The 26,454-nt window shown below is 38.0% G+C and carries 30 protein-coding genes, 1 tRNA gene and 1 pseudogene; 27 read left to right on the top strand and 5 right to left on the bottom strand.

Annotation, left to right across the window (positions count from 1 at the left end):
* Window positions 1-235: 235 nt before the first annotated feature.
* The 3 genes from BZK16_RS08660 to BZK16_RS08650 form a co-directional block, all read right to left on the bottom strand.
* Complete coding sequence (locus BZK16_RS08660; protein WP_233145249.1) at window positions 236-1,630, bottom strand: methyl-accepting chemotaxis protein; 1,395 nt, start codon at window positions 1,628-1,630, stop codon at window positions 236-238.
* A 101-nt stretch (window positions 1,631-1,731) separates the two neighbouring features.
* The gene (locus BZK16_RS08655) at window positions 1,732-2,187 is read right to left on the bottom strand and encodes a chemotaxis protein CheW (protein ID WP_077928495.1); all 456 of its coding nucleotides are present in this window, start codon (window positions 2,185-2,187) and stop codon (window positions 1,732-1,734) included.
* A gap of 13 nt (window positions 2,188-2,200) precedes the next feature.
* Window positions 2,201-2,572 (bottom strand): response regulator, encoded by a 372-nt coding sequence (locus BZK16_RS08650; RefSeq protein WP_077928494.1) that lies wholly within the window; start codon window positions 2,570-2,572, stop codon window positions 2,201-2,203.
* A gap of 142 nt (window positions 2,573-2,714) precedes the next feature.
* Between BZK16_RS08650 and BZK16_RS08645 the strand changes: the two genes are divergently transcribed.
* From BZK16_RS08645 to BZK16_RS08555, 19 genes and pseudogenes are all read left to right on the top strand, one after another.
* Complete coding sequence (locus BZK16_RS08645; protein WP_233145248.1) at window positions 2,715-3,461, top strand: metal ABC transporter ATP-binding protein; 747 nt, start codon at window positions 2,715-2,717, stop codon at window positions 3,459-3,461.
* 17 nt (window positions 3,462-3,478) lie between these two features.
* Complete coding sequence (locus tag BZK16_RS08640) at window positions 3,479-4,345, top strand: metal ABC transporter permease (RefSeq protein WP_077928492.1); 867 nt, start codon at window positions 3,479-3,481, stop codon at window positions 4,343-4,345.
* A gap of 8 nt (window positions 4,346-4,353) precedes the next feature.
* Window positions 4,354-4,602, top strand: coding sequence for a MoaD/ThiS family protein (locus BZK16_RS08635; RefSeq protein ID WP_077928491.1), 249 nt, complete (start codon window positions 4,354-4,356; stop codon window positions 4,600-4,602).
* The gene (locus tag BZK16_RS08630) at window positions 4,603-5,061 is read left to right on the top strand and encodes a molybdenum cofactor biosynthesis protein MoaE (RefSeq protein WP_077928490.1); all 459 of its coding nucleotides are present in this window, start codon (window positions 4,603-4,605) and stop codon (window positions 5,059-5,061) included.
* Entirely contained in the window at window positions 5,054-5,653 is a 600-nt protein-coding gene (gene mobA / locus BZK16_RS08625) for a molybdenum cofactor guanylyltransferase (protein WP_077928489.1), read from the top strand. Before BZK16_RS08630 ends, mobA begins: the two co-directional genes overlap by 8 nt.
* Window positions 5,647-6,828: a molybdopterin molybdotransferase MoeA gene (locus tag BZK16_RS08620; protein WP_077928488.1), complete on the top strand. Its 1,182-nt coding sequence runs from the start codon at window positions 5,647-5,649 to the stop codon at window positions 6,826-6,828. Before mobA ends, BZK16_RS08620 begins: the two co-directional genes overlap by 7 nt.
* 19 nt (window positions 6,829-6,847) lie before the next feature.
* On the top strand, window positions 6,848-7,474 hold the full coding sequence (gene rsmG, locus BZK16_RS08615) for a 16S rRNA (guanine(527)-N(7))-methyltransferase RsmG (RefSeq protein WP_077928487.1): 627 nt from the start codon (window positions 6,848-6,850) through the stop codon (window positions 7,472-7,474).
* Window positions 7,475-7,527: 53 nt separating this feature from the next.
* Entirely contained in the window at window positions 7,528-8,301 is a 774-nt protein-coding gene (locus BZK16_RS08610) for a ParA family protein (RefSeq protein ID WP_077928486.1), read from the top strand.
* Between the two features lie 17 nt (window positions 8,302-8,318).
* Entirely contained in the window at window positions 8,319-9,218 is a 900-nt protein-coding gene (locus tag BZK16_RS08605; protein ID WP_077928485.1) for a ParB/RepB/Spo0J family partition protein, read from the top strand.
* A gap of 105 nt (window positions 9,219-9,323) precedes the next feature.
* Window positions 9,324-9,677, top strand: a complete 354-nt coding sequence (locus tag BZK16_RS08600) for a hypothetical protein (protein ID WP_077928484.1) — start codon at window positions 9,324-9,326, stop codon at window positions 9,675-9,677.
* A 20-nt stretch (window positions 9,678-9,697) separates the two neighbouring features.
* Window positions 9,698-10,549: pseudogene (locus tag BZK16_RS08595) on the top strand (F0F1 ATP synthase subunit A); the annotation flags it as partial.
* On the top strand, window positions 10,537-11,220 hold the full coding sequence (gene atpB, locus BZK16_RS08590; protein ID WP_077928482.1) for a F0F1 ATP synthase subunit A: 684 nt from the start codon (window positions 10,537-10,539) through the stop codon (window positions 11,218-11,220). The pseudogene BZK16_RS08595 and the gene atpB, both read left to right, overlap by 13 nt.
* Before the next feature lie 67 nt (window positions 11,221-11,287).
* Entirely contained in the window at window positions 11,288-11,521 is a 234-nt protein-coding gene (atpE, locus tag BZK16_RS08585) for a F0F1 ATP synthase subunit C (RefSeq protein ID WP_008316830.1), read from the top strand.
* Between the two features lie 78 nt (window positions 11,522-11,599).
* Window positions 11,600-12,070 (top strand): F0F1 ATP synthase subunit B, encoded by a 471-nt coding sequence (locus BZK16_RS08580; protein ID WP_077928481.1) that lies wholly within the window; start codon window positions 11,600-11,602, stop codon window positions 12,068-12,070.
* A 14-nt stretch (window positions 12,071-12,084) separates the two neighbouring features.
* Complete coding sequence (locus tag BZK16_RS08575) at window positions 12,085-12,639, top strand: F0F1 ATP synthase subunit delta (protein WP_077928480.1); 555 nt, start codon at window positions 12,085-12,087, stop codon at window positions 12,637-12,639.
* Window positions 12,640-12,687: 48 nt separating this feature from the next.
* On the top strand, window positions 12,688-14,235 hold the full coding sequence (atpA, locus tag BZK16_RS08570) for a F0F1 ATP synthase subunit alpha (protein ID WP_077928479.1): 1,548 nt from the start codon (window positions 12,688-12,690) through the stop codon (window positions 14,233-14,235).
* A gap of 38 nt (window positions 14,236-14,273) precedes the next feature.
* Window positions 14,274-15,182 (top strand): F0F1 ATP synthase subunit gamma, encoded by a 909-nt coding sequence (atpG, locus tag BZK16_RS08565; RefSeq protein ID WP_077928478.1) that lies wholly within the window; start codon window positions 14,274-14,276, stop codon window positions 15,180-15,182.
* 44 nt (window positions 15,183-15,226) lie between these two features.
* Window positions 15,227-16,600 carry a F0F1 ATP synthase subunit beta gene (gene atpD / locus BZK16_RS08560; protein ID WP_077928477.1) on the top strand — a complete coding sequence of 458 codons (1,374 nt, stop codon included), beginning with the start codon at window positions 15,227-15,229 and terminating at the stop codon, window positions 16,598-16,600.
* Window positions 16,601-16,622: 22 nt separating this feature from the next.
* Window positions 16,623-17,045, top strand: a complete 423-nt coding sequence (locus tag BZK16_RS08555; protein WP_077928476.1) for a F0F1 ATP synthase subunit epsilon — start codon at window positions 16,623-16,625, stop codon at window positions 17,043-17,045.
* Window positions 17,046-17,188: 143 nt separating this feature from the next.
* Here the strand turns inward: BZK16_RS08555 and sstT are convergent, their stop codons facing one another.
* Window positions 17,189-18,442, bottom strand: a complete 1,254-nt coding sequence (sstT, locus tag BZK16_RS08550; protein WP_077928475.1) for a serine/threonine transporter SstT — start codon at window positions 18,440-18,442, stop codon at window positions 17,189-17,191.
* Between the two features lie 145 nt (window positions 18,443-18,587).
* Between sstT and BZK16_RS08545 the strand changes: the two genes are divergently transcribed.
* Window positions 18,588-19,310 carry a cytochrome b/b6 domain-containing protein gene (locus tag BZK16_RS08545; RefSeq protein ID WP_077928474.1) on the top strand — a complete coding sequence of 241 codons (723 nt, stop codon included), beginning with the start codon at window positions 18,588-18,590 and terminating at the stop codon, window positions 19,308-19,310.
* Window positions 19,311-19,401: 91 nt separating this feature from the next.
* Here BZK16_RS08545 and BZK16_RS08540 read toward each other — a convergent pair whose 3' ends face one another.
* The gene (locus tag BZK16_RS08540; RefSeq protein WP_233145246.1) at window positions 19,402-20,118 is read right to left on the bottom strand and encodes a tyrosine-protein phosphatase; all 717 of its coding nucleotides are present in this window, start codon (window positions 20,116-20,118) and stop codon (window positions 19,402-19,404) included.
* 100 nt (window positions 20,119-20,218) lie between these two features.
* Between BZK16_RS08540 and BZK16_RS08535 the strand changes: the two genes are divergently transcribed.
* The 7 genes from BZK16_RS08535 (at window position 20,219) to pstA (ending at window position 26,452) form a co-directional block, all read left to right on the top strand.
* Window positions 20,219-20,307: transfer RNA gene (locus tag BZK16_RS08535), tRNA-Leu, on the top strand.
* A gap of 134 nt (window positions 20,308-20,441) precedes the next feature.
* Complete coding sequence (locus BZK16_RS14600; protein ID WP_233145245.1) at window positions 20,442-21,374, top strand: toxin-antitoxin system YwqK family antitoxin; 933 nt, start codon at window positions 20,442-20,444, stop codon at window positions 21,372-21,374.
* A gap of 126 nt (window positions 21,375-21,500) precedes the next feature.
* Complete coding sequence (phoB, locus tag BZK16_RS08525; protein WP_077928472.1) at window positions 21,501-22,193, top strand: phosphate regulon transcriptional regulator PhoB; 693 nt, start codon at window positions 21,501-21,503, stop codon at window positions 22,191-22,193.
* A gap of 8 nt (window positions 22,194-22,201) precedes the next feature.
* Complete coding sequence (gene phoR / locus BZK16_RS08520) at window positions 22,202-23,488, top strand: phosphate regulon sensor histidine kinase PhoR (RefSeq protein ID WP_233145244.1); 1,287 nt, start codon at window positions 22,202-22,204, stop codon at window positions 23,486-23,488.
* Between the two features lie 93 nt (window positions 23,489-23,581).
* Window positions 23,582-24,607 carry a phosphate ABC transporter substrate-binding protein PstS gene (gene pstS / locus BZK16_RS08515; RefSeq protein ID WP_077928470.1) on the top strand — a complete coding sequence of 342 codons (1,026 nt, stop codon included), beginning with the start codon at window positions 23,582-23,584 and terminating at the stop codon, window positions 24,605-24,607.
* A 25-nt stretch (window positions 24,608-24,632) separates the two neighbouring features.
* Complete coding sequence (pstC, locus tag BZK16_RS08510; RefSeq protein ID WP_077928469.1) at window positions 24,633-25,592, top strand: phosphate ABC transporter permease PstC; 960 nt, start codon at window positions 24,633-24,635, stop codon at window positions 25,590-25,592.
* Window positions 25,592-26,452 (top strand): phosphate ABC transporter permease PstA, encoded by an 861-nt coding sequence (gene pstA, locus BZK16_RS08505; RefSeq protein ID WP_077928468.1) that lies wholly within the window; start codon window positions 25,592-25,594, stop codon window positions 26,450-26,452. Before pstC ends, pstA begins: the two co-directional genes overlap by 1 nt.
* Window positions 26,453-26,454: the final 2 nt, after the last annotated feature.

Raw genomic sequence — 26,454 nt, 5'->3', positions numbered from 1 at the left:
AACATTTTCAGAGTCATCTTGAATTAGTTTTAGTAAAAAGCTCGCATCGAAAGCATCGGCCACTTGAGCATTCTTTTCTACTGATGCGGTACTCCAAATCTTACGAATTAGGAAAGCACGTAAACTTTGAACTGCAATTATTAACTCATCATGCAATGCTGCCATTGATTCGTTCCTATATCTATTTTAGTCAATAGCGCATAGAAACTATGCGCCTAATCTATATTTGATTGTATTATTTGATTTTGAAACCACTGATGGATTCACGTAATTCATTCGCTAATTCGTTAATTTTCTCAACAGAGCGATTTGTAATTTGTGTACTTGTTACGTTTTGTTCAGTTAATTTCTTGATAGAGTCGATACTATCTTTCATCTTATTACCCAACGTTGATACTTCACGTGATGATTTCGAAACGTTTTGAATCATGGATGCCAATTGTGTAGAAACTGATTCAATTTCATTCAATGATTCACCCGCACGTTCAGCCAAGTTCGCACCATTCACCACTTCACTTGTACTTTTTTCCATCGCGAAGATTGCTTCGTTTGTATCTGTTTGGATAGCTTTAACGATGTTTTCAACACGGCGTGTTGCGTTACCTGTTCTTTCCGCCAAACGCTGGATTTCGTCAGCAACTACGGCGAAGCCTCGGCCTGCATCACCTGCGGCAGCAGCCTGAATTGATGCGTTCAATGCCAAGATGTGTGTCTGATCGGCGATGTCGTTGATCAATTCTACGATGTCACCGATTTCTTGTGAGGATTCACCCAAGCGTTTAATACGTTTTGATGTTTCTTGAATGTGATCTCGGATCTGATCCATGCCTGAAATTGTTGAACGTACACGTTCAGAACCAGAGCGGGCAGCTTCAGTTGAACTCATCGCGATATCAACAGCGGATGATGTTTGATCAGATACGTCAATCATTGCTTCCGTTACGTGAATAACTGTATTCGATGCTTCAGAAATTCTGCGAGCCTGTTCTGTAGATGCTTTTAACAATACTTCTGCAACTGTGGATGAATCACCAACAGCTTCTGATAATTTCTTAGTGGATTGGTTAACCATAGAAACAAGGTTTCTCAATTCCTCAACTGAGAAGTTGAATGAGTCAGCCAATGTTCCTGTGATGTCATCAGATACTTGAGCTTGTACAGTTAAATCACCTTCAGACAATGCTTGAATCACTTCTAAGAACTCCAACAATGCTTGTTGCGTATGTTGTTGTGATTGTAAAGATTGAGAATCTTCAACAGATAATGTCGTGCTTGATTTATACATGAAGATAATCAACAACAATAAACTTAATGCTGCTAAACCCCAGAAAACATATAGAACAATGCTTGGTACAACGATACCAAAAATTGAATAAGCACCTGATTGTGTTTCTAAGTTAGAAGATGTCACTGCAAGGTTTTGGTTTTGTGCGCTTAAGCTTTTTTGTAGCGATGTTAATAGTTTTTCAGCTTCATCAGTGTTATTGGCTTTAAATGCATTTGCTAATTTTGTTGCATTGATAGAGTTGATGCTACTAGAAGACATCTGATTGTTGAGCAAGTTCGTTTGATCTTGCGATGTCGCATTATGTGCATTATAAACCATAGTCATTGCTAGCGTTGTAAACACAACAAGCGCAATAGTGCAGAGTATATGGGGAATATGCGTGGATACGAATTTCTTAAGTTTAGGTAGCATGGTTCTTTGCCTCTATAAAATAAATATTATCTCTATAATTCTGGATGCATAAATGCATTATTCTGGATGAGTTTTGATAGGTTTATATTATATAAATAGCCTTCATCAATCTCATACATGCCTTTTACTAATTCAGGTAATCCTTCAAATTCAGGCGGGAAGTGAGTTGCTGCTTTTTCTTCTGCTTGAATTACACGAATCCCCATTAACTTATTAACCTTTATACCATATTGCCAATCAGCATCTTGAATGATTAGTATATTATTTTTATGTTGTTCTAGAGAGCGATTGGTAATTGAAGGGTTGGAAAGTTTCAATATATCGGTAACAGGCACAATGCTTCCACGTAACTGAATCGTGCCCACCAACCAATCTTTTGTTAAAGGAATTGGTGTTGGTGTAATGCCTTGCACAACTTCAGAGATCGTATCGATCTGTGTAATGCACAGTATGTTATCGATTGTATAAACAATTCCTCTGATACTCATAATGTTAAAGCCTTTATTGAATTAATTTTAGAGAGGTTAACATGTTCGTGAGCAGATCTACCTTACAAGGTTTATTTAAAAATCCTGCTGCCCCAAGTGTTTCTGCTCGAATTTTATCACAGATTCCTTCTTTCCCTGAAAGAATAATCACAGGAATATTTTTGGTGGCATCATGCTGTTTTAATATAGATAAAATCTCTGTGCCATCTAATACAGGCATGGATAAATCCAATAATATGACATCAGGTTTTACAGCTAAAACGCGATCTAATGCGTCTAATCCATTATTTGCAGTATGTGCTGCATAGCCAAGGTTTTGTAACATATTTTTAATACCTATTCTGGCTGTTGCACTGTCATCTATAATTAATGCTATTTTATTCATTATTTACTCGCAACTCATAAGATCAATGGGATATTATACTTAATTTTAATGTGATTGCTAAAGACCACCTTTAGGTGAATCTCAATCTCTATTATAGAATATTAACTGTTTATATTATACTGAGCAATCACTAGAAAAAGCGATGATTAAAATGTTGGATCCTTGTATTACTGTTCAAAATGTCACGATGAGCTATCAACGCCATCCCGTGGTGCACCACGTTAGCGTGGACTTTCCATGTGGTTTTACAAATGCAATTATTGGACCCAATGGCGCAGGAAAAAGTACACTTTTGAAGATCATGATGGGGATGTTATCGCCAGATGAAGGTAGTGTCTGTTTTAATCATAAAGAAACAGTGAGTTACTTGCCTCAACAATCTGATATCGATCGTTCCTTGCCAATTACGGTGGAGGATCTCGTAGCAACCGGATTCTTAGCAACTGGATCAATTTTTAGCAAAATACCTGAAGATACTATGACGAAAGTCAAGGAAGCACTCGCTACCGTTGGTTTGACTGGCTTTGAAAATCGAACAATTGATAATTTATCCAATGGACAATTTCAGCGCGCACTGTTTGCACGAATCATAGTACAAGATGCTGATGTGATTCTATTGGATGAGCCTTTCAATGCTGTGGATGCTAAAACAAATTTAGATCTATGCAGAGTGATTACCAATTGGCGAGAGCAAGGTAAAACAGTGATTGCTGTGATTCATGATTTTCACGTGGCGAAAGAACACTTTGATTATACTTTAATGATGGCATGTGAAACGGTTGCATTTGGTAAAACAAAAGATGTATTAACCGAACAAAATTTTGAGAAAGCCTATTCAGCCTCATTATATTGGGATGATAGTGCTGAAATCTGTTCAGTACCTGAATAAGGAAAAATAAGTCAATTATGTGGGATTTTTTTGTTACACCATTTATAACATTTCCTTTTATGCAAAGGGCATTGTTGGCATCTTTTATGGTGGCGGTTTCTTCTGGCGTTGTGGGCAGTTTTTTGGTGATGCGCCGTATGAGCTTGGTGGGTGATGCATTGAGCCATGGTATTTTGCCTGGCATTGCTTTGGGCTTTATGTTTTATGGTTTTAATCTCATTGCAATGGGCATTGGTGGCATTATTGCAGGAATTGCCATCGCGCTTTTGGCATTTTTAGTATCCCGTTATACCAAGCTCAATGAAGATGCGAGCTTTGCAGCATTTTATTTGATTTCACTATCCATCGGTGTGATCATTATTTCTAAAATTGGCTCACAGGTGGATTTGTTACACATCTTATTTGGCTCAGTGTTAACTATAGATAACAACATGTTGATTTTTTTATGGGCGATTATGTGTTTTACATTGATCACTATTGCGATCATCTATCGACCATTGGTTTTGTTTGTGATTGATCCCATCTTTTTACAATCCATGAAAATTAAAGGTGTGAATTACTACGGAATTTTCTTATTGGTTGTTGTGGTGAACCTTATTGCAGGATTCCAAGCGTTAGGTTCATTGATGGCAGTAGGTTTATTGATGTTGCCTGTGATTATTGGGCAGTTGTGGGTTCGTTCCATTGAAGGTTTATTTGTTGTCATTGTTCTATTGGGATTCTTAATTGCATATTTTGGATTGTTAACATCTTTTTATTTGGATGTGCCAAGTGGGCCAGCAATCATTGGTGTTGCCGGGATAATCTACTTTTTCTCTCTGCTCTTTGGTAGATCAGGGGGGATATTGATTCGCTTTTTTAGATTGAAACATAAAGCGGCATAGGAGATGTGATGATTACCATTCAATATTTTGGTGTGTTGAAAGATCGTGTTGGGATTGCGCAAGAAGAAATGGCTTGGGAATCAGGTAATACTGAAACCTTATTGGCAGAATTAAAAGCACGCAATGAAACTTGGGCGGATGCATTGGCACCAGAAAGAGTGTTTCGTGTCGTGATCAATGATGAAATTATGTATGAAATTGCACCGATTCAAAAAGGCGATCGTGTTGCTATTTTGCCACCAGTGACAGGAGGTTAAATGTTCTCTGTTGTTGTGCAGACTGATATTTTTAAACATGATGATGAAGTCAATCAACTTTTAGAAAATAGCCACAATGTTGGTGCATCTAGTAGTTTTGTGGGTTATGTTCGTGGGCATGATCATACTAAAAATCTAAAAGCACTGTTTTTAGAGCATTATGGGGGATTAACTGAGCGTGAAATTATGCGTATCATTGATATTGCAAAAGAGCGTTGGGCGATTACAGGTTGTAGGGTTGTGCATCGTGTTGGTGAAATTCTTGTTGGTGAACCGATTGTATTGGTTGCGACAACTTCATCGCATCGTGAAGCTGCATTTCATGCAACAGAATTCATTATGGATTATTTGAAAGCTGATGCACCTTTTTGGAAAAAAGAAGTGTTTGTGGATTCAACAGATCATTGGGTAGAAGCAAAATCGAGTGATCAAGATCGAAAGCAGCGCTGGCATGAGTAAGATTATCGGTTTGATTCTATCAGGTGGTGCAGGCAGTCGCTTGGGTGGAATTAACAAAGGCTTGGTAGTGATTGAAGGTAAGCCATTAGCTCAGTGGGTTTATGATGCTTTATTGCCACAAGTGGATCAGATTTATATTTCTGCGAATGAAGATCTTGCGGAATATCAGAAAATTTCATCACATATTTTGAAGGATGATGAGCGATTTTATCGTGATGGTCCGCTTGCAGGGATTTATTCAATTAAGAGTTTTGTAGAGCCAGAAGATATTATTCAAGTTGTCACTTGTGATTTACCTTTGTTGCCTAAAGATTTAGTGATAAAACAGCTATCTAAATTACAAAAAGAAAACTTAGATGCTGTTTATCCAAAAGATCATGAAAGAGAGCATTATGGTCTATTGATATTTAAGGCTAAATATTTGGATGAAATCGAATCATTGCTTTTGCAAGGTCAGCGCAGAATACGAGATTTCTTAGTGAAAATGAAAAATGATTCATTGTTATTTGAAGATTCAACGGCATTTATCAATGGTAATGATTGGGATGCTGTGAATCAAATTACTGAAATATTGAAGGAAAGAGCATGTTAGATTTTCATGTTGCATTAGAGCAATTAAGCGAAGCAGTTCAACTACCTCAAAAAGTTTGCAAGGTTTCTTTGATTGAAAGCTTGGGTAAGCATTTAAGTGAGGATCTATTCGCTGTTTATGATACGCCAATGTTCGATAACAGCGCGATGGATGGTTATGCGGTTTGTGATCCTGATGAGAATCTAACTGAATTTAAAGTTGTGGGTCGAATTGCAGCAGGCGATTTGGCAGAAGTTGTATTGAATAAAGGTGAAGCGGTTCGTATTTTTACAGGTGCAGCCACACCAAAAGGCTCAACTTCCGTAGTGATGCAAGAGCATGTTGAGCGTAGTGAAGATGTGATTCGCTTACAGCGTGAACCTAAAAATGGCATGAATATTCGTTATTTGGGTGAAGAAGCTAAGAAGGGTGATTTGTTATTAGCTAAAAATAGAGAAATGACAGCAGCAACAATCGCTTTGTGTGCATCGCAAGGTTACAGCGAAGTTTCTGTATTTGATGGATTGTCCATTGCTGTAGTTTCAACAGGTAGTGAATTGATTCCTCAATCAGAGCCATTGGCACCAGGTAAAATTTATGATGCGAATCGTTTCATGTTACAAGCTTGGTTGAAAAAAAATCATCATGTGCATGATGCTGGCATTGTGAAAGATAACTATGAAGCAACAAAAACACAGTTATTAGCATTGGCAGAAACTCAGGATGTTATTTTGCTGAGCGGCGGCGCTTCTGTGGGTGAAGAAGATCATGTGGGTAAAGCCATTGAAGAAGTTGGTCAGTTAAATGGCTGGAAGATTGCCATTAAACCAGGCAAACCATTTGGTTGGGGTAAAATTGGCAATGCACATGTGTTTATGTTGCCGGGCAACCCTGTTTCTGCGTATGTTACGTTCTATCTCTTTGTTTATCCATTTTTGCAAAAAAGCATTGGTGCAATGAATGCGACTTTTATGAAAGGTGCAGCAAGATTTACGAGTGAAAAGTTAGAGCCAAGAAGAGAGTTTTTGCGTGGCATGTATGTAAAGAATCCAGAAGGTGGATTTGATTTGACAATTGCAAAAGGGCAGGGCTCAGCGATGTTGTCAGGATTGGCTATTGCAAATTGCTTGATTGAAATTGTACCCAATACAGCGGTAAAAGAAGGCATGGCTTTAAACTTTTACCCAATTCAGTAATTAAGAAACAAAGAGATATATGATGGAATTTGATTTTATAAAGCATTGGTTAGTTGCTGAAGGTTTTGATTTTTCAGATGAACAGATCAAACAATGGACGCACTATTTGAAAGGTATTCAGCTATGGAATAAAGCGTATAACTTAACGTCCATTGTTGGGCCTGAAGAGATGTTAGTGAAGCATCTATTTGACTCAATTGTATTGATTCCACATTTAGAAAAAATGAAACATGATCGTATGATTGATGTGGGAACAGGTGCAGGATTGCCAGGTTTTATCTTAGCAATCGCAATGCCTGATACACATTTTGTATTGTTGGATACTAATAGCAAGCGCACACGCTTTATGACTCAAATGAAGATAGAGTTAGGTATTAAAAATATTGAAATCGTGCATTCGCGAGTGCAAGATTATCAGCCAACAGAATTGTTTGATGTCATTTTATCACGTGCATTTGCAAATGCTGAAGATATGGTGACTTGGTCAAAACATTTATTGGCAGATGCTGGTTGTTTTGCAGCAATGAAAGGCCATGTAACACCAGATGAATGGCAGTTTGCAGAAGAAGGTTATCATAGCGAGATTATTAAATTATCTGTGCCTAAATTAAATGATGCACGACATTTGGTTATTTTGTCTTGCTAAGGATTTGATATACTTCTTTCGTTCAAGTTAATAATAATTATAGGAAGGGCTTTGTGGCAATCATAGCGGTTACGAATCAGAAAGGCGGCGTTGGTAAAACAACCACAGCTGTGAATTTGGCAGCGTGTTTGGCGGGAATGAAGGCTCGTCCTAATGTTTTATTGATCGATTTAGATCCTCAAGGCAATGCCACAACTGGCATGGGCGTAGATAAGCATTCCATTGAGCTAGGCACTGTGGATTTGTTGTTGGATGATGTTTCCATCAATGAAGTGATCATTGAATTGGAGGAAAATGCTATTCGATTGATTGGCGCAAATGGCGATTTAACAGGTGCAGAAGTTCTTTTGACGCAAAGAGAGCAGGGTGCTTTTGTATTGAAAGAAGCACTAGCGCCAGTGCAGAGCAATTTTAACTTTATCATCATTGATTGTCCGCCATCATTGAATATGTTGACGCTCAACGCATTGACAGCTGCGGATCATGTGCTTGTGCCTGTGCAGTGTGAATACTATGCGTTAGAGGGCTTGTCCGCTTTGATGCAAACCATTGAAGAAGTGAAAAGTACAACAAACCCTGAGTTGGATATTTTAGGTATCTTAAGAACAATGTACGATGGCCGAAATGCTTTAGCACTACAAGTATCTGAAAATTTACAAGAGCATTTTGGCGATAAATTATTAGAGACAATGATTCCAAGAAATGTTCGATTGGCTGAAGCACCAGGTTTTGGTGAATCTATTGTGAAGTATGATTCTTCTTCTAAAGGGGCGATTGCGTATAATGAACTCGCTAAAGAAATCAGCCGTCGAAGTAAGCGTAAATAAGAAATGAGGGAAGTGATTTGAAAAAACGCGGATTAGGTCGTGGTTTGGATGTTTTATTGAATAAAACAAAATTGCCAACCCAAGACTCAACAAAAAATAACGAAGTATATACGAATAAAGAAGCTGGTTATGGTTCGATTAAAGAGATGCCAATCGAGTTTTTGTTGCCAGGTATGTACCAACCTCGTAAGTTGTTTGATGCAGACGCATTAGATGCTTTGGCAGAATCTATAAGGTCTCAAGGCATTATTCAACCATTGGTTGTGCGTGAAGTAACAAAAGATGGTCAGAAAAAATATGAGATTTTAGCAGGTGAGCGTCGTTGGCGCGCATCACAAATTGCTGAGTTAGAAAAAGTACCTGTGATCATTCAATCAATGACTGATCAAGAAGCTTTGGCTGTTGCTTTGATTGAAAATATTCAACGTGAAGATCTGAATCCCATTGAAGAAGCAGAAGCAATCGCAAGATTTATTACTGAATTTGAGTTAACGCACCAAGAAGTGGGCGAATTGATTGGTCGTTCACGCTCAGCTGTGAGTAATGTGATTCGTTTATTGGAGTTGGCACCAAAAGTGCAGGAATGGTTGTTGGCTCGAAAAATTGACATGGGACATGCGCGTGCGATTTTGCCTTTGAAACATTTAGAGCAAATTCAAATGGCGGAGTTGATCATTGAGAAATCATTAACAGTTCGAGAAGTTGAGCGATTAATGAAAGAAGGTGTGCAACCGATGGAAAAAGTGAAGCCTGCAAAAAGAGATCCAGATGTTGTAAAATTAGAAAATGATTTGAGCCAATTATTTGGTGCAAAAGTTGGTTTTCAATCAGATAAAAAAGGCAAAGGCAAAATGACAATTCATTATGATTCGTTGGATCAATTGGACGGGATTTTGCAAAAAATTGGGGTGCAATAAATTTAACTAGTTCGCCTTTTTTATCAAATTTCCTTGTGAAAAAGATTGACTTTGGAGGCTAACTGCTTATAATCGAGCTACTTTTGCCGAAGGTGTTTTGAAGTGATGAAGCAAGTAATAACGATCCAATTGATCATTACGCTAAGTGCCTCAATTTTGCTTTGGGCAATTGTAGGGGAAAGTGTTGGAAGATCCTACTTTTGGGCGGGGCTTTCTATCATCTTACCAAACTTATTTGTTATCTTTTTATCATTTTGGATTCAGAGTAAGCAAGTAATTTTTTGGTTGGGTGCGTTTGTAAATAAATTTATCAGTGCAATATTGCTCGCGAGCAGTATTAAATATTTAAAAGATCCTAGCTGGATTGCATTTTTAATAGGGGTCATCATTACGGTGTATCTCCCTGTTGTTGTGATGGGCTTTGGTCATAAATATTTGAAGCAGGATATCAAGCATTAAAATTTAGATTGGGACAAGATATGTCAGCAGAAGAGATTACCGCTAGTAGTTATATCGAGCATCACCTCGTTAATATGACTCAGACAGATTTGCCACAAGAAAACTTTGTGGATTTTAGTTTGATCAACGTAGATACGGTCCTTTGGTCGATTGTATCGGGTATTATTGTTCTATTCTTTTTATTTAGAGCATCACGTAAAGCTTCATCAGGAGTGCCAACACGCTTTCAAGCTGCGGTAGAAATTCTTGTTGAATTTGCTGAAACCCAATCCAAAACATTAGTAAGCGGTCCAAATGGTTATATTGCACCATTGGGCTTAACAATTTTCTTATGGGTTATTGTAATGAACTGTATGGACTTAGTGCCAGTAGATCTACCAATGACTTTAATTAATGTGTTCGGTTTAGACATCGCACACCAAAGAATTCTTCCTACAGCTGACGTAAATGGCCCATTGGGTATGTCTATGGCTGTATTGGCATTGATTCTTTTCTACTCGTTTAAAGTTAAAAAGGTTGGTGGCTTCTTGAAAGAGCTTTGCACTGCACCTTTCGGTATTTATTTATTACCATTTAATATTATCTTAAATATTGTTGAATATATTTCTAAAGCGTTCTCATTGGGTATGCGACTTTTNGCATTGATTCTTTTCTACTCGTTTAAAGTTAAAAAGGTTGGTGGCTTCTTGAAAGAGCTTTGCACTGCACCTTTCGGTATTTATTTATTACCATTTAATATTATCTTAAATATTGTTGAATATATTTCTAAAGCGTTCTCATTGGGTATGCGACTTTTTGGTAATATGTTCGCAGGCGAACTGATCTTTGCTTTGATTGCTCTTTTAGGTGCAACAGGGACATGGTGGGGTTTCGGATTGCNTTCTTTTTATTTAGAGCATCACGTAAAGCTTCATCAGGAGTGCCAACACGCTTTCAAGCTGCGGTAGAAATTCTTGTTGAATTTGCTGAAACCCAATCCAAAACATTAGTAAGCGGTCCAAATGGTTATATTGCACCATTGGGCTTAACAATTTTCTTATGGGTTATTGTAATGAACTGTATGGACTTAGTGCCAGTAGATCTACCAATGACTTTAATTAATGTGTTCGGTTTAGACATCGCACACCAAAGAATTCTTCCTACAGCTGACGTAAATGGCCCATTGGGTATGTCTATGGCTGTATTGGCATTGATTCTTTTCTACTCGTTTAAAGTTAAAAAGGTTGGTGGCTTCTTGAAAGAGCTTTGCACTGCACCTTTCGGTATTTATTTATTACCATTTAATATTATCTTAAATATTGTTGAATATATTTCTAAAGCGTTCTCATTGGGTATGCGACTTTTTGGTAATATGTTCGCAGGCGAACTGATCTTTGCTTTGATTGCTCTTTTAGGTGCAACAGGGACATGGTGGGGTTTCGGATTGCATTGGTTAGCAGGATCAGCATGGGCTATTTTCCATATCTTGATCATTGTTCTTCAAGGCTATATCTTTATGACTTTGACTTTGGTTTATCTTGGTCAGGCTCATGAGGCTCATTAAGAATTCAATCGATTTGGTTGGTGTTTTGTTAGTTTAGTTAGTTATTTTATATTTTTAGGAGAAAAAAATGGACATGGGCATGATTGCTTTAGCGTGTGGAATTATCGTTGGTTTAGGTGCTATCGGTGCGGCAATTGGTATTGCATTGTTAGGTTCAAAGTATGTTGAATCTTCAGCACGTCAACCAGAAATGATGGACAAATTGTTACCTAAAGTATTTATTCTTGTTGGTCTTGTAGATGCGGCATTCTTGATCGGTGTTGGTATCGCTATCTTCTTTGCAATGGTTGTATTCAAGTAATAACTCCATTTCGTGGCGTTTGGCGCAGTTCACCAAACGCCTTTTATGCATAGATTAGAATAGACAGGCAGATACATCATGAATTTAAATGCTACTTTATTTGCACAGTTTGTTGTCTTCTTTACATTGGTATGGTTCGTAATGAAATTCATTTGGCCACCAATGATTAAAGCACTCGACGAACGTCGTGCCAAAATCGCAGATGGCTTAAAAGCTGCTGAAGATAGCGTTGCGGAGAAATTAGAAGCTGATTCGCAAGTTAAGTTGCTTTTAAAAGATGCAAAACAAGAAGCATCTTCTATTGTTACGCTTGCAAATAAGCGCGCAGAAGAAGCTGTTGAAGCGTCAAGAGCACAAGCTAAAGAAGTGGCTGATAAGCAACTTCAGAATGCGCAAGATCAGATTTTAGTTGAAACTAATCAAGCTAAAGAAAAACTAAGACAAGAAGTGGTTGCACTAGCACTAGAAGGTGCAGGTAAGATCGTAGGTAAAGAAGTAGATCGCGCAACGCACGAGTCAATGTTGAAAGATTTAGCATCACGTTTATAAGGCAATAGTTAGTCATGACAGATTATATTACAGTTGCTCGTCCCTATGCCAAAGCAGTGTTTTTGATTGCTAAGGAAGAGAATACTATTTCTGGCTGGAGTAATCTTTTGGCTGTACTCGATGAGATTAGTGCCGATGTAGAGGCGAGTGATTTTATCTCTCGCCCTGATTTTTCTCTGCAAGAAAAAACTCAGTTTTTGCAAACAGCAGTGGCTACGTTATTGAAACGTAAGCTAACGAATCAAGAAGCTAATTTTTTATCAGTAATTTTAAGCGCTAAGCGTTACGACGTATTTCCATCCATTCGCCAAGCGTATGATGAAATGGTTCTTTCAGACGAATCTATCGTAGAAGTTGATTTAGTGTCAGCTTTTGAAGTGAAAGAAGCAGAAAATGAAATGTTCGTAAAAGCATTAGAAAAGCATTTCCAAAAAAGCATTAAATTGAATGTTTCAGTTGATCCGAATTTAATCGGTGGCGCAGTTATTAAAGCTGGCGACTGGGTAATGGATGGATCAGTAAGAGGACGTTTAGAGCAAATGACTTCTTTTTTGGTGCAGTCAGCTTAGTGGATTTACGATAAAAGAATTTATTATGTTTAAAGGATGATTTGAATTATGCAATTGAATCCATCAGAAATTAGTGATCTTATCAAATCTAAGATTGAAGAATTTGATGTAAAGCCAGAAGCAAGTACTGAAGGTACAGTTATTAGCTTGACTGACGGTATTGCTACTGTATACGGCTTAGGTGCTGTAATGCAGGGCGAAATGGTTGAATTACCTCACGGTGTACGCGGTTTGGCGTTGAACTTAGAGCGTGATTCAGTAGGCGTTGTACTTTTAGGTGATTATGCAAAAGTATCTGAAGGCGACGTAGTTAAATGTACTGGTAAAGTAATGGAAGTTCCAATTGGTCCAGAATTATTGGGTCGTGTTGTGAACACATTGGGTCAACCAATCGATGGTAAAGGTCCAATCAATACTACTTTGTCAGCACCAATTGAGAAGTTAGCACCAGGTGTAATTGAGCGTCAATCAGTTGATGAGCCTTTACAAACAGGTTATATCGCTATCGACTCAATGGTACCAGTTGGTCGTGGTCAGCGTGAGTTAATCATCGGTGACAGACAAACAGGTAAAACTGCGATTGCAATTGATACAATCATCAACCAAAAAGGTACAGGCGTTAAATGTATCTATGTTGCGATTGGTCAGAAAAACTCAACAATTGCGAACATCGTTCGTAAATTGGAAGAAAATGATGCAATGGCGCACACAATCGTTGTAGCATCAAGTGCTGCTGATCCTGCTGCAATGCAGTATTTATCAGCATACGCTGGTTGCACAATGGGTGAATATTTCCGTGATCGTGGTGAAGATGCGTTGATCATTTATGATGACTTATCTAAACAAGCGGTTGCGTATCGTCAGATTTCATTGTTATTACGTCGTCCACCAGGCCGTGAAGCTTACCCAGGTGACGTATTCTATTTACACTCACGTTTACTTGAACGTGCTGCACGTGTAAATGCTGATTATGTTGAAGCGTTCACAAATGGTGAAGTGAAAGGTAAAACTGGTTCTTTAACAGCATTACCAATCATTGAAACTCAAGCAGGTGACGTATCTGCGTTCGTTCCAACAAACGTAATCTCTATTACAGATGGTCAGATCTTCTTAGAATCAGACTTATTCAATGCTGGTATTCGCCCTGCGATCAATGCTGGTATTTCTGTATCACGTGTTGGTGGTGCTGCACAGACTAAAATCATCAAGAAATTGGGTGGTGGTGTTCGTTTGGCATTGGCTCAATACCGTGAATTGGAAGCGTTCTCTCAGTTCGCATCTGATCTAGATGAAGCAACACGTAAGCAGTTAGAACGTGGTGAGCGTGTTATGGAGTTGATGAAACAAGCACAATACCGTCCATATTCAGTATCTGAAATGGCTGTAATTTTGTTCACAGTTGAAAAAGGTCATTTAGACGATATCAATGTGAAAGAAATTGGTGCGTTTGCAGTAGGCTTAATAACTACGATGAATATTGAAAAAGCTGATCTCATGAAGCAAATCAATGAGACTGGTAATTACAATGATGAAATTGAAAACCAATTTACACAAGCTATTAAGTCGTATAAATCGACAGAAGCTTGGGTTAAGTAATTTTTCTCTTTCTTTATTTTAAATATTAGGATCTTTTCATGGCCGTTGGTAAAGAGATACGTACAAAGATTAAGAGTGTTAAAAACACTCAGAAAATCACAGGCGCTATGCAAATGGTTGCTGCTAGTAAGATGCGTAAAACGCAAAATCAAATGCTAGCAACAAGCCCTTATGCGAAGCAAATTGTGAAATTAGTTTCTCATCTTTCACAGGCTGATGTTGAATTTGATCATGTCTATTTAACCAAACGTGAAGTAAAGAAAGTTGGCATTATTGTTGTAAGTAGTGACCGTGGTTTATGCGGTGGCTTGAATAATAACTTATTCAAGCTCCTCAGTGCGGACATTGCTAGATGGTCAAACGAAGGTAAAACTATCGAGTTTGCAACTATCGGTAATAAAGCTAATACATTCTTTAATCGTTATGGTGGAAAAATCTTAGCAACTGCGAGTCATTTAGGTGATCAACCTACAATGGCTCAGCTATTGGGCGTAATGAACGTAATGTTGACAGCTTACCGTAATGGTGAGATTGATGAATTACGCATTTATGGCAATATTTTTGTCAATACAATGGTTCAAAAACCCGTTGGCATGCAGTTGTTACCAATAGACTTATCTACATTCGAATCGCTGAAAGCTGAGGTTGGCAAACAGGATGATGATGCGATTGATTTAGAACAAACAATGAAATGGGACTATATCTACGATATGGATCCTAAAAAATTGATTAATGTTGTTCTCAATCGTTATGTTGAATCAACAATTTATCAAGCAGTTGTTGCAAATATTGCATGCGAAATGGCAGCACGAATGATCGCGATGCAAGCTGCAACAGACAATGCTCAAGAGATTGTTGAGAACTTACAACTTGTTTATAACAAAGCACGTCAAGCTGCAATCACTCAGGAAATTTCTGAAATTGTTGGCGGAGCCGCAGCCCTATAAATCTGGGCAGATTGAATGAGAATAGTAATTTTTAGAGGTTAAATATGTCAGGAAAAATTATTCAGATTATAGGGGCGGTCGTAGACGTAGAATTTCCACGCGATTCAGTTCCTGGTATCTATAATGCATTAAAAGTTGAAGGTCAGGATTTAGTTCTTGAAGTTCAACAACAATTAGGTGATGGCGTAGTGCGTACAATCGCAATGGGTTCATCAGATGGTTTACAACGTGATTTAGTTGTGACTGATACAAAAGGTCCTATCTCTGTACCGGTAGGTGCAGCGACATTGGGTCGTATCATGAACGTATTGGGTCAACCTGTGGATCACGCTGGTGATGTTGCTGCGCAAGATCATTGGGGTATTCACCGTAAACCACCTAGTTATGAAGAACAATCAGGTTCTACAGAGTTATTGGAAACTGGTATCAAAGTAATCGACTTATTATGCCCATTCGCTAAAGGTGGTAAAGTAGGTTTGTTCGGTGGTGCTGGTGTTGGTAAAACTGTAAATATGATGGAATTGATCAACAATATCGCTAAAGCTCACTCAGGTTTATCTGTGTTTGCTGGTGTTGGTGAGCGTACTCGTGAAGGTAATGACTTTTATCACGAAATGAAAGATTCTAACGTACTTGATAAAGTTGCGATGGTATATGGTCAGATGAATGAACCACCTGGTAACCGTTTACGTGTTGCTTTGACTGGTTTGACAATGGCTGAATATTTCCGTGATGAAGGTAAAGACGTTCTATTGTTTATCGATAACATCTATCGTTATACATTGGCTGGTACAGAAGTATCTGCATTGTTAGGCCGTATGCCATCAGCGGTAGGTTATCAACCTACATTGTCTGAAGAGATGGGTGTTCTTCAAGAGCGTATTACATCTACGAAGAAAGGTTCTATCACATCAGTTCAAGCTGTTTACGTTCCTGCGGATGACTTAACAGATCCATCGCCAGCAACAACGTTTGCTCACTTGGATGCGACAATCGTATTGTCACGTGATATCGCTTCTTTAGGTATTTACCCAGCGGTAGATCCTTTGGATTCAACTTCACGTCAGTTAGATCCACAAGTAATCGGTCAAGAGCATTATGATGTTGCTCGTGGTGTTCAGACAACTCTTCAGCGTTACAAAGAGTTGAAGGATATCATTGCAATCTTGGGTATGGATGAGTTGTCAGAAGATGATAAACAAATCGTACAACGTGCTCGTAAGATTCAACGTTTCTTGTCTCAACCTTTCCATGTTGCTGAAGTATTTACAGGTGCGCCTGGTAAATATGTAAGCTTGAAAGATACTATTGCTAGCTTTAAAGCAATTTTGGCAGGTGAGTGTGACTCAATGCCAGAACAAGCTTTCTACATGGTTGGTGATATTGAAGAAGCAAGAGCACGTGCTGCTAAGCTTTAATCTAACGGAATAGGGAGTCTCAATGAATACAATGCATGTTGCCATCGTAAGCGCAGAAAAAGAATTGTTTTCTGGAGATGTCACTTTTTTTGCAGGTACAAGTATCTCTGGTGAGCTAGGTATTTTTCCTGGTCACTTACCATTGTTAACTCAGCTTGTGCCTGGTCAAGTTCGATTAAAGACAACTAACGGTTCTGAAGATGTGTTCTGGATTTCAGGTGGTATTCTTGAAATTCAACCTAATCAGATTATCGTTTTGGCTGAATCTGCGGAAAGAGCAGATGATCTTGATGAAGCTGAAGCTAAAGCTGCGAGAGAGCGTGTTGAATCAATGTTGCAAAAGCAAAATGATGATTTCAACTTTGCTAAAGCTCAAACAGAATTACGTGAGATCAATGCGAAGATTGATGCGATTGAACGTTACCGTAAAATTGGTAAAATTTAATCACTGTAATCAGTTCAATAAAAAACCTGCGAAAGCAGGTTTTTTTATATCTATATATTTTATATTTATAAATAGTAAGTACTGTTTAAATGGAGTTTCTCTAACATACTTCCTAAAGAGAAGAATGTTAGAGGGATATAGGATTATGAGGTTTTCTCTTCATCAGATAGGCGAGGAATTGGATCTAAAGTTCTCTTTAAAGCGCGATCTGCTGCTACTGTAAACAATACATCTGTTGAGGAGTTGATGGCTGTTTCGACAGAATCTTGTATAACGCCCACGATAAAGCCAATCGCAACTAATTGCATTGCAATAGTATTATCAATGCCAAATAAACTACATGCTAGCGGGATCAATAATAATGAACCACCCGCAACACCTGATGCGCCACATGCACCAATTGTCGCGACAACGCTGAGTAATATTGTGGATAAAAAATCAACTTTAATGCCTAATGTGTGAACTGCTGCTAATGTGAAGATTGTGATTGTCACAGCCGCTCCTGCCATGTTGATAGCGGCACCTAATGGCATTGAAATACTATAAGTTTCTTCATCCACATCTAATTTGCGACATAATGCTAAGTTAATGGGTAGATTTGCAGCTGAACTACGTGTGAAGAATGCAGTTAAACCACTTTCTTTGAGGCATGTTAATACTAATGGATAAGGGTTTGAGCGGATTTTCCAATATACAATTGCAGGGTTGATGACAAAAGCAACTATTGCCATTGCTAATAGCAATACTAATACTAATTGTATGTAGCCAACTAATGCTTCAGCACCAGTTTCTGAAATCGTTGAAGCAACTAAGCCTAAAATACCTAACGGTGCGAATTTAATCACAAAACGTACAGCTTTCGTTACCACTTCTGCTACATCTTCAATGAATTTACGGGTTGTATGACTTGCTTGTCTCAATGCAAAGCCAAAAACGATGCCCCAAAATAGTAAGCCAATATAGTTCGCTGAAACAATCGCATTAACAGGGTTATCAACCATTTTAATGACTAAGTCATGCAATACATCAATGATATTACTTGGTGATGCTTGAACTGCAGCAGCAGGCAATGATGTAAGAGTGATTGGGAAAATATAACTCACAACAACGGCAACAACAGCGGCTGCAAATGTACCAATCATATATAGGATTAAGATGGGGCGAATTGCAGATTGATTTTTTGTATTCGTTCTATATTTTGCAATGGCAGCCATAATTAGGAAAAATACTAATACAGGCGCAATAGCTTTTAAGCCATTCACAAAGATTTCACCAAAAATTGCAACCGTTGCAGAAGCTGTTTTGGATGTGAAGCCAATAATAATACCTAATACTAGCCCAACGATAATTTGCTGTATTAAGCTATAATTATTGATGAAATTAAAAATACGCCTCATATATTCTCCTTGTAGTAATAATGTAAATAATTTTGATATTTTTCTGAATATAGCAAGTAATTTATACTTTGCAAACTGAATAAACTCGCCAGAACAGACATGTTTTTATACAATAGTAAAATTAATATTAATAAAGGAATGTAAAATGAAGAAAATTCAGGTCTGGGATCTTCCAATTAGGTTGTTTCACTGGGCATTGGCTGTGATGATTGTTGTATGTATTTATACAATTAATAAAGAAAATATTACAGCGCATCAATATGCAGGTGTATTTGTTCTAATTTTATTATTATTTCGTGTGATTTGGGGGGTAATTGGTAGTTCGACGGCGAAGTTTTGGGATTTTTTAAAAGGTCCAGTAAGTATTTATAACTATTTGCGTTATGGTGTGAGCAAAACAGAAGGGCACAACCCAATGGGTGCCTATATGGTTTTATTCATGTTGGCTGTCTTACTTGTACAAACGATCACAGGCTTATTCTTAACGGATAATACTTATCTACACCAAGATTCTCCATTGTATAAATTGATTTCAGGTAATACACGTAGTTATTTTAAAACGATTCATCAATACAATTTATATGTGATTTACGTGATGGTTGGTTTGCACATTACAGCAATTTTAGGATATTTCTTCTTTAAAGGGCAAAACCTAGTGAAAACTATGGTGGTTGGCTCGCGTAAAGAGGGTGAATGGCATTCACCAATGGCAAAAGAAATGAGCGGTAATAAGCCATGGTTAGCATTGATCATCATCATTGTGCTAGGAATTGTTGTGCCATATATGTTGTATGGCTATATGAAAAATGTAGAATTCTTTGTTTGGATTAAAAATACAACGTTGTGGTTGAAAGGATTGTTGTTTTGAGTCGTAGTTTATTGAAAGCATCAGCGTGGGAGCGTATAGGAATTTCATTGTTAGTGATCATTCCTATGACGATCCTATTATGTTTGATTGTCTATATTAAATAATGCTGGCGGATAGCATGAATATCCGCTTGTAGTATCTCTGAAAGGTAGCGTTCGCTACCTTTGTAGTTTTCTTGGATGGATTGTATAGCAGTATCTAGATATTCTGCCTGTACGCCAAACAGTCGTTGTATTGTTTCTTTGGGTAATTGATCTGTTGGTAGATTTGAGCGCTCGTTCTTTCGTGATTCATACAGTGCCAATGCAGCATCATTAGAACGTAAGTAATCCTTCATGATATCGTCTTGATGAACGCCTAATGCACTTAAAATTAAATAAGCTGCAAATCCTGTTCGATCTTTGCCTGCACTACAGTGAAATAGGAAAGTTTGTCCTTCATTGAGAGCATTGGCTAAAATCTGATATTGAGCGTGAAAGTGTGTGGGCAATACACGATAAATATTTTTATAGTACACATCAATGTTGTCATTATTAAGCCCAATGCGTTTAATTTCTTCATGATCGAAGAAGTTTGCAACATTCATTGCTGCAGATTGGCGATGAAATTGCTCATTAAACTTTTCTTGAAGCAAAATTTTCTTCTCATGCTCATCTCTAAAGTCGATAATTGTATTTAATTGGAAATTTTTGAGCTGAATGAAGTCATCTTCTGTACCATATTCTGGTGCAGCACTTCTGAAAAGTTTATTCTCTTGAATCCTCGAATTTTCCTTGGTTCTTAGGTCATTGAAGGTGCGAAAGTTCATAATTGATTTCATTAATTTCTCCGAAAATTGATCTATTTTTAGTCAGTTACTTGCCAAGGTTATTATAAATGGATATTATACGCACCTCAACGCAATCCATGCCTGGGTGGCGAAATTGGTAGACGCAGCAGACTTAAAATCTGCCGACCCTTAACGGTCGTGCCGGTTCGATTCCGGCCCTAGGCACCATATCATGAAAACCTGACTATATGTCAGGTTTTTTTTTGATTCGTGTTTGTGTCCATGCAATAATGACTCAAACAACAAATAAATTAATGTATAATTAACCGAAATTTGCAGCAACAGGCTCTGTGAGGATAATAATGAGATTGGACCCATCAACTAAAAAATTACTAATCGTTTTTGGTGCATTGCTATTGGTTTATGCAGGCATACAAGTTTATAACGTCATGGAAGGTAAAAAAGAAGAAGAACGTTATCAAGTGATGATGGATCAAATCTATGATGCGAATCCTGGTTTAAAAGAGGAAATGGAACAGCAAGCAGAATTGGTTCGTTTGTATGGCCCTCGTGCTTTAGATCCAAACTTTAATGCAGAAACTGGAAACACAACATCTAATAGCGCAATTCGTAAAAATGAAAAGCTAGACGATGACACGGAGAAAGTTGTTGTTTTCTATGAGGAAGGCAAACCTCGTGAAGAATACATGATGAAAGACGGTAAATTAGAAGGCTTATTTAAAGCTTGGGATACTAATGGACGTTTAGTAGAAGAGTCTGAATATAGAGATAATCTTTTGGATGGTGTTCAGAAGAACTTTTATAACAACGGTAATGTTAAAACAGAAATTTCTTATGTTGCTGGAAAGAAACATGGTGCAACAAAAAATTGGTACCAAGATGGCAAACAATCTTCTGAAACAGAATATAAAGATAATAAAGTAGTGGGTTCTACCTCCTTTTACCCAGATGGCTCACTTCGTATGAAAGAGACATTAGATGAAAAGACAGGCATTTTAACAACACAGGCATTTTATACTAATGGCATATTGAGCCATGTATTTGGTGCAATTGGCAACAAGAGAGAAGGTAGCTTAATTAAAAATGCACCTACAGGTTTCAAAGTTGCTGAAGCGTCATATAAAAATGGTGTGAATGATGGCTGGTGCCGTGTATGGAATGAAAAAGGTGAATTGGATACAGAGTTATTCTACAAAGATGGTCAGATAGATCGTAGCCAGAATATGATTGGCAATTCTTGTACGATTGATATTTGGCGTTTTGGTTTTAGATAATAGAGTGAAGATGGATGAATGATATAAAATAAGCAGACTATGTTCTGCTTATTTTTATTTGGGATTCATAAAACTGTCATAAAATTGAAGCATAATTGTCATATTTCAATTTGAGAAAATATATTGATGAAGAAAACAGTATTATTGATTGAAGATGATGAAGCGCTGAGAAGCATGTTGAAGTTGTTATTAACGAATAATAACTTTGATGTGTTGGAAGCTCCTGATTATCACACAGCAGTATCGTTAATTGCTGATAAAGAGTTTCACATTGTATTATCCGACTGGATGATTCCTGGTGGTTCAGGTGTTCAAGTAGTTAAGCGACTACGCAAAGATGAAAAACTGAAAGAGATTCCTATCATCATGCTGACGGCAAAAGCAGCTGAAGATGATCAAGTGGAAGGGTTTGATGCTGGTGCGGATGATTACATCACGAAACCTTTCTCTAATAAAGAGCTGTTGGTACGTATGAAAGCACTATTGCGCCGTATTTACCCGGAAGATAAGCCTAAATTACAAGTGAATAACTTATCTGTGGATTTGGAATCACATCGTGTGTTTGTGGATGGTGAGGAAATCGAATTAGGTCCAACAGAGTACAAGTTATTGTGCTTTTTGATGCAGCGTGTTGAGCGTGTATTTAGCCGAGATCAATTGATTGATCACATTTGGGGCAATGATGTTTATATCGATGATCGTACGATAGATGTTCATATTGGTCGTTTACGTAAACAATTAGAGAGTAAAGATGCGCATCGTATGATTCAAACGGTTCGCGGCGCAGGTTATCGCTTATCTTCACAATCTAAGGATTAAGGTGAATTGTGTTAAAAGAGACTTTTCTTAGGCGGTTTTTAATAGAAGTGCTCATCACATTAGTGGTTTCAGTTGTGATTGGGTTGCTGATTCAGCATGTGATTCTCTGTTTGTTAATCGGTATGGTCATTTTGGTCGGTTGGCATTTATATAATTTATTCAAATTATCCCGTTGGATTTGGCAGCAAAATGTTCTCTATCCCCCCAATAGCTTTGGTAGTTGGGAAATTATCTATTATGGATTGCATAAGCATCAACAGCGTTTACGTCAGCGTCAGAATGAATTAGCGGCGATTATACGCTTATTTAGGCATGGCGTTGAATCATCGCCAGATGCCTTAGTTATTGTGGATGATATTGGTAATATTCAATGGTGCAATCAGCAGGTTAAGCAACAGTTAGGCATTCGCTGGCCAGATGATAAAGGGCAGAACATTGTTAACTTGGTACGAAATCCTGAATTTGCAAAATACCTTCAGCAAGAAAATTTTAAAGAACCTTTAACGGTTAAAATTCATCAGCGTTATTACATTGAGTTTCGTGTTTTACCTTATGAACAGAACCGCCATATTGTGGTTGCGCGTAATGTGGATCAAGTTTATTTAGCAGAACAGCAGCGCAAAGACTTTTTCACGCATGCAAGCCATGAATTACGTACGCCATTAAGTGTTGTCAAAGGCTATGTGGAAATGTTTCAAGATGAATTGATTCCCATGGACAATTGCCAAGATGCTTTGAGCAAAGTTGAATCCCAAATTACTCGCATGGAATCTTTGATTAGCCAGATATTATTACTCAGTAAAATTGAAAATATGTCATCCCATTTGCCAATGGTGAAGATTGATATCGCCAGTTTATTACAAATGCTGATTCATAGCCTGCAAGAAACTCATGCCAATTATACGATTGAAGCGAATATTGAAGAGGGTTTGAATATTCGTGGTTATCAGGATCAAATTTATAGTGTGATGTGTAACTTAATTGATAATGCAATTAAGCATAATCCTAAAGGTACAACCATAACTGTGACATGGAAATCTATGGTGAAAGGCCCATATTTCAGTGTTGAGGATAATGGTGTTGGCATTGCAAGGCATCATTTGAATCGGTTAACAGAGCGTTTTTATCAAGTGGATTCATCACATACTCATCACAAGAATAGTTCTGGATTGGGTTTAGCCATTGTAAAACATGCTTTACGTAATCATGGCAATGCTCAGTTACGCATTGAAAGCGTTTTAGATCAAGGCTCTACATTCTCTTTCGTGATCCCTCGTGAATTTATTTCAAAATAAATGAAATAATTTTTTCTTTGTCATCTTAGTGTCACATTCATTTTTTAGAATGCACACAGTCAATTAAGAAAGATCACTCAATAAGGAGTTTTTATGAAAAAGTTAGGTTGGACTGTTGCTTTAACTGCTGTAGCTTCATTTGGTGTTGCAAATGCTGATGTAAACATCACAGGTGCAGGTGCTTCTTTCCCAGCGCCAGTTTATGCAAAATGGGCAGATACATACAATAAAGCTACTGGCGTGAAAATTAACTATCAAGCAATTGGTTCATCTGGCGGTATTAAGCAAATCAATGCTAAAACTGTTGATTTCGGTGCGAGCGATGCGCCTTTAGCAGATGATCAATTAGCAACAGATGGTTTGATGCAGTTCCCAACAGTGATCGGCGGTGTAGTTGTTGCTGTGAATGTCAAAGGTATTGAATCAAACCAATTAGTTTTAGATGGCCAAACATTAGGTGACATCTACTTAGGCAAAATCAAAAACTGGAATGATGCAGCAATCTCTAAATTGAATCCAAATGTGACATTGCCAAATCAACAAATCAATGTTGTTCGTCGTGCGGATGGTTCAGGTACAACATTCGTATTCACAAGCTACTTAAGCAAAGTGAACTCTTCTTGGGATAAAGAAGTTGGTAAGAGCACAACAGTTAAATGGCCTGTAGGTGTTGGTGGTAAAGGTAACGATGGCGTTGCAGCTTTCGTACAACGTTTACCAGGTTCAATTGGTTATGTTGAATATGCATATGCTAAGCAAAATAACTTGGCTTACACAAAACTTTATACAGCAGATGGTAAAGTAGTTTCTCCTTCAGCTGATAACTTCAGTGCAGCAGCAAAAGATGCTAAGTGGAGCGAATCATTTGCGCAAGACTTAACAAACCAAACGGGTGACAATGCATGGCCGATCACTTCTACAACATTCATCTTGTTGCAAAAGACACAAGCAGATGCAGCAAAAGCTAAAGAAGTATTGAAATTCTTCGATTGGGCTTATGCAAATGGAACAAAAGAAGCAGTTGTTCTAGATTACGCAGTATTACCAAGTAATGTAGTAGAAGAAATCAAGAAAGCATGGGCTGCAGAATTAAAAGATTCAAGTGGTAACGCTCTATAATTGAAATAGGAAATAGTCGGAATTTATGGCTAAAATGAAAACTAATATGAGATCCCCTTCGAAGGTTGGGGATCTAATTTTTGATAATGTCGTTCGATTCTCAGGGGTTTTTGTCCTTGTGTTGTTGAGCGGCATTATTATTTCGTTAATTATTGCTTCTTGGCCAAGCATTAAAGAATTTGGATTGCCATTCTTATGGGATAAGAACTGGGATCCGCCAATGGATGAATATGGTGCTCTAGTACCTATTTACGGTACGATCATCACATCTGTCATTGCATTGGTGATTGCTGTCCCTGTGAGTTTTGGTATCGCATTCTTCCTGACAGAATTATCGCCAGTATGGCTAAGGCGCCCTTTAGGTATCGCAATTGAATTACTCGCGGCAATTCCTAGTATCGTTTATGGTATGTGGGGATTGTTTGTTTTTGCGCCAATCTTTGCTGAATATTTCCAAATGCCATTGAATGATGTGTTTGCAAGTATTCCGATTGTGAATATCTTCTTCACAGGCCCTGCATTTGGTATTGGTTTATTGGCAGCAGGTTTCATCTTGGCAATCATGATCATTCCATACATCACTTCTGTGATGCGTGATGTGTTTGAGCAAACGCCAACATTAATGAAAGAAGCGGCTTACGGCATTGGCTGTACAACGTGGGAATGTATTCGCCACATTGTTTTACCTTACACAAAAAATGGTGTGATTGGTGGCGTGATGTTGGGCTTGGGTCGAGCGCTAGGTGAAACGATGGCTGTAACATTCGTGATTGGTAATACTTACCAATTGGATAGCTTCTCATTATTCATGCCAGGTAACAGTATCACATCATCATTGGCGAATGAGTTTGCTGAAGCAGAGCAAGGCTTGCATTCAGCAGCGTTGATGGAGTTAGGTTTAATTTTATTTGTGATTACATTCATCGTACTCGCATTGTCTAAGATTATGTTGTTGCGCTTGAGCCAGAAAGAGGGGAATCGCTAATGAGAGATGAAGCAATGGCGACTCGTCTACAAGCGAGACGACGTTTTAAAAATAGAATTGCGATTGTGATTTCAATGATCGCAGTGATCTTCGGTTTGGTTTGGTTGGCTTGGATTTTATATTCAACCTTCACAAAAGGTGTGGGCGGATTATCTTGGGATGTATTCACTGAAATGACACCGCCACCCAATACTGAAGGCGGTGGTTTAGCCAATGCGATGATGGGGAGCTTCTTGTTAATCACCATCGCAACATTCATTGGTACACCATTAGGCATTTTGTCAGGCATTTATTTAGCTGAATATGGCCGTAAAAACTGGTTGGCAAGCGTGATTCGATTCATCAATGATGTTCTATTATCAGCACCTTCCATTATCATTGGTTTATTCGTATATATGGTGATGATTGTGCCAATGGGACATTTCTCAGGTTGGGCAGGGATTGTGGCATTGGCATTGATTCAGTTGCCAATCATCGTGAGAACAACTGAAAACATGTTGCTATTAGTGCCAAATAATTTGCGTGAAGCTGCTTATGCACTCGGAACACCAAGATGGCGAATGATATTAAAGATTACGTTGAAAGCATCAGTATCAGGCATTGTGACAGGTGTTTTATTAGCAATCGCTCGTATCGCAGGTGAAACAGCACCTTTGTTATTCACAGCGTTATCCAACCAATTCTGGAGTACAGATTTAAATGCGCCAATCGCAAACTTACCTGTGACCATTTTTAAATTCGCGATGAGCCCATTCCAAGAATGGCAGGAATTAGCTTGGGCAGGTGTACTCTTAATTACGCTATTTGTTCTTTTCTTAAATATTTTGGCTCGTGTATTGTTCAGCCAGAAAAAAGGGTAAAC

This window comes from Wohlfahrtiimonas populi, assembly GCF_002006795.1.
Taxonomy (GTDB): Bacteria; Pseudomonadota; Gammaproteobacteria; order Cardiobacteriales; family Wohlfahrtiimonadaceae; genus Wohlfahrtiimonas; species Wohlfahrtiimonas populi.
This window is presented reverse-complemented; position numbering and strand designations above follow the sequence as displayed.